The following is a 3549-nucleotide window of genomic DNA, read 5'->3' on the forward strand; positions in this document are numbered from 1 at the left end:
GCGACGAGGTCGCGGACTCCGCGGGGATCAGCCGCCGGACGTTCTTCCGCTACTACGCGACCAAGGCCGACGCGGTGTGGGGTGACTTCGCCGATCACGTCGCGCGGCTGGAGTCGTTCCTGGCCGCCACGGAACCGGAGCGGCCGGTGCTCGCCTCCGTCTGCTCCGCCTACGTCGAGGTGAACGACTACCCGGAGGCCGACCTGCCCCTGCTGCGCGAGCGGATGCAGCTGATCCTCACCGAGCCGGCCCTGCTGGCGCACTCGAACGTGCGGTTCGCCGAGGTCGACCGCGTGGTGGCCCGGCACGTGGCCGGGCGGACCGGCGCCGCGCCGTCGGACCTCGTGCCGCGCCTGGTGGCGGTGAGCACGCGGGCCGCGGCAACGACGGCGTTCGAGGTGTGGCTGGCCGACGACCGCACGTCCCTGACCGCGTCGCTGCACCGGGCCTTCGACGAGATGGCCGCCGGGTTTCCGAGCCTGCGACCCTGAGCTCGCGAATGTGGTTGCCGTCTCATTGTCGTCCGCTAGCATGGCACTCAGTGCCAGCGGCCGTCGCGGGCGGATGAGGAGGCCGCGATGGCCAACCAGTGGTTCGAGTCGGTCGCGGAAGCTCAGCGACGCGCGAAGAAGCGACTGCCCAAGGGCGTCTACGGCGCCCTGGTCGCCGGCTCCGAGCGGGGGCTGACCGCCGAGGACAACCTGGCCGCCTTCGCCGAGCTGGGCTTCGCGCCGCACACCGCCGGCCTGGCCAACGAGCGGAACATGGGCGTGACCGTCATGGGCCAGTCCATGTCGATGCCGGTGCTGATCAGCCCCACCGGCGTCCAGGCCGTGCATCCGGACGGCGAGGTGGCCGTCGCCCGCGCCGCCGCCGCCCGCGGGGTCGCGATGGGGCTGTCCTCCTTCGCCAGCAAGCCGATCGAGGAGGTCGTGGCGGCCAACCCGCAGACCTTCTTCCAGATGTACTGGGTGGGCACCCGCGAGGAGATGCTCGCCCGCATGGAGCGCGCTCGCCAGGCCGGCGCCGTCGGCATGATCGCCACCCTCGACTGGTCCTTCGCCTACGGCCGCGACTGGGGCAGCCCGTTCATCCCCGAGAAGATCAACCTCGAGGCGGCCCGCCGCTACGCCCCGCAGGTGCTGGCCAGGCCGCGCTGGCTGCTCGACTTCGCCAGGGCCGGAAAGATCCCCGACCTGACCGTGCCCAACATGGCGGCCACCCCCGGCGACCCGGCGCCCACCTTCTTCGGCGCGTACGGCATGTGGATGCAGTCGCCGATGCCCACCTGGGAGGACGTCGCCTGGCTGCGTGAGCAGTGGAACGGGCCGTTCATGCTCAAGGGCGTCATGCGGGTCGACGACGCCCAGCGCGCGGTCGACGCCGGCGTCACCGCCATCTCGGTCTCCAACCACGGCGGCAACAACCTCGACGGCACCCCGGCCTCGATCCGGGCGTTGCCGGCGGTGGCCGACGCGGTCGGCCATCAGATCGAGGTGCTGCTGGACGGCGGCATCCGCCGCGGTGGCGACGTCGCCAAGGCGCTGGCCCTCGGCGCGAAGGCCGTGCTGATCGGCCGCGCCTACCTCTGGGGTCTCGGCGCGAACGGCCAGGCGGGCGTGGAGAACGTGCTCGATCTGATCCGCGACGGCCTGGGCTCGGCGATGGTCGGCCTCGGCCGCCCGAACGTCAGCGACCTCAGCCGCGACGACCTCGTCGTCCCGCCCGGCTTCGAGCGGCAGCTCGGCGCCGTGGCCGTCGACACGGCCCTGCAGGCGGTCGCCCCCGCCCGTCGCGGCCGCGAGGCCTGATCCGCGCGCGAGTTCAGCGCGCGGACCGGACGATGCGGTCGGGGCGGATCTGCACGGACGACGCTCCACCCAGCCATCGCAGGAGCGTGCCGGTCGGCTCCTCCACCCGGATCTCGGTGCCGTCGGCCCTTCGCACCAGCAGGTCCGCGGTGAGCTCGGCGGCGCCGTCCCCCAGGACGTCGTCCAGCCGACAGCGGTGACCGTCGACGAGCACCTCGGGTTGGGGAACGAGCGTTCCGGCCAGTCGTCGGCCCGCTCGGCCGCGCCGCTCCACCAGCGGCCCGGCCTCCAGCGGCGGCGTCCGGCTGTCGGTGGCCAGCCGGGCCACGGCGGGGATCCGCCGCACGACGGCCAGCGCCCCCCGGCGGACGACGTCCCCGCCGCGACCGCCACCGGTCATCAGCCGGCCCAGCAGCAGCGCGACGCGGATGAGCGCGCGCGCATGCGGTTCCCGCTCCGCCTGGTAGCTGTCCAGCAGCGCCTCCCGCGCCTCCCCGGTGAGGACGGCGGCCAGCTTCCAGGCCAGTTGATGGGCGTCCCGCAGCCCCAGCCCGAGGCCCTGGCCGACGAACGGCGGGGTGAGGTGGGCCGCGTCCCCGGCGAGCAGCACCCGGTCGGCCCGCCACCGGTCGGCGACCGAGGCCCGGAACGTGTACTCGGCCGCGCGCACGACCGTCACGCCGGACGGGTCGAACGGCGCGAGGAGGTGGGCCAGGGCCGCCGGCGCGGTCAGCTCCTCCACCGTCTCCCCCGGCCGCATGCGGAACTCCCAGCGGTACCGGTCGCCGGTCACGGGCATGAACGTCGCCGCCCGGCGGGGATCGCAGACCTGGTGGACACCGGCCCAGATCGGCAGCCGGGCCGGCGACCGGACGTCGAGCACCAGCCAGCGCTCGGCCGGTCCCAGATCGCGCATCGTGGCGCCGATCAGCCCCCGCACCGTGCTGTTCGCCCCGTCGCAGCCCAGCACGGCCGGCGTCCGGATGGTGTCTCCTCCTCCGGGTCCGGTGTTCAGGAGGACCTCCGCACCGGACCGGCGCAGGCCCTTGACCTCCACGCCGCGCTCCATCCGGATCGCCGGGTGCGCCGCCACCGCCTCGGCGAGCACCTCCTCCAGATCGGGCTGGTGCACCAGCGATCCCTGCGGCCATCCGTTGGACCCGGCGGCGGCATCGCGGCGGAACTCGGCGAGGAGGCGGTGACCGCGGTCCAGCAGCCGCAGCCCCTCCAGCGGCCGGGTGCGCAGGAGCAGCCGATCGGCGACCCCGGCGTCCTGCAGGACGCGGAACACCTCGTCGTCCAGGTGCACGGCACGGGGCAGCCGATAGGGCTCCCGGTGACGCTCCAGGATCAGCACCGGAAGCCCCCGGCGCGCGAGCAGCAACGCCGCCGTCATCCCCACCGGCCCGGCGCCCACCACCACCACGGGCTCCCCGGACATCGCGCCAGTCTGGTCGAGCCCTGCAGCACGTTGCACGCCGGCGGCCCGCGCTTGACGTCCACGCCCCGCTTACCCAGGGTGAAGCCGGATCGCGGTGCGGCGTCGCACCGTGCGAGCGCGTTCCGTCGACGACGACGGGCCGACGAAGGGATCTGACGTGAAGACCAAGGGCGCAATTCTGTGGGGCGTGGGCGAAGAGTGGTCGGTCGAGGAGATCGAGGTCGGTGATCCGGCTCCGGGCGAGGTGACCGTCCAGCTCGCCGCGTCGGGCCTGTGCCACTCCGACGAGCACCTCGT

Annotated in this window: 3 protein-coding genes and 1 pseudogene; 3 read left to right on the forward strand and 1 reads right to left on the reverse strand. The window is 74.0% G+C overall.

The window, feature by feature from the left end:
• A partial coding sequence (locus VGD70_RS30675; protein ID WP_331087517.1) for a mycofactocin system transcriptional regulator occupies positions 1-491 on the forward strand: 491 nt, incomplete at its 5' end.
• Positions 492-578: 87 nt separating this feature from the next.
• Positions 579-1811, forward strand: a complete 1233-nt coding sequence (gene mftD / locus VGD70_RS30680; RefSeq protein WP_331087519.1) for a pre-mycofactocin synthase MftD — start codon at positions 579-581, stop codon at positions 1809-1811.
• Positions 1812-1824: 13 nt separating this feature from the next.
• Here the strand turns inward: mftD and VGD70_RS30685 are convergent, their stop codons facing one another.
• Positions 1825-3252: a bifunctional 3-(3-hydroxy-phenyl)propionate/3-hydroxycinnamic acid hydroxylase gene (locus VGD70_RS30685; protein WP_331087521.1), complete on the reverse strand. Its 1428-nt coding sequence runs from the start codon at positions 3250-3252 to the stop codon at positions 1825-1827.
• Positions 3253-3361: 109 nt separating this feature from the next.
• On the opposite strand from VGD70_RS30685, the pseudogene VGD70_RS30690 reads away from it, so the two are divergent.
• Positions 3362-3549, forward strand: a pseudogene (locus VGD70_RS30690) (hypothetical protein); the annotation flags it as partial.

It is taken from the genome of Actinophytocola sp., from assembly GCF_036402745.1.
Lineage (GTDB): Bacteria > Actinomycetota > Actinomycetes > Mycobacteriales > Pseudonocardiaceae > Actinophytocola.

Coding starts and splice junctions, on each gene's coding strand:
- mftD (WP_331087519.1), top strand. CDS start 579: ATGGCCAACCAGTGGTTCGAGTCGGTCGCGGAAGCTCAGCGACGCGCG.
- VGD70_RS30685 (WP_331087521.1), bottom strand. CDS start 3,252: ATGTCCGGGGAGCCCGTGGTGGTGGTGGGCGCCGGGCCGGTGGGGATG.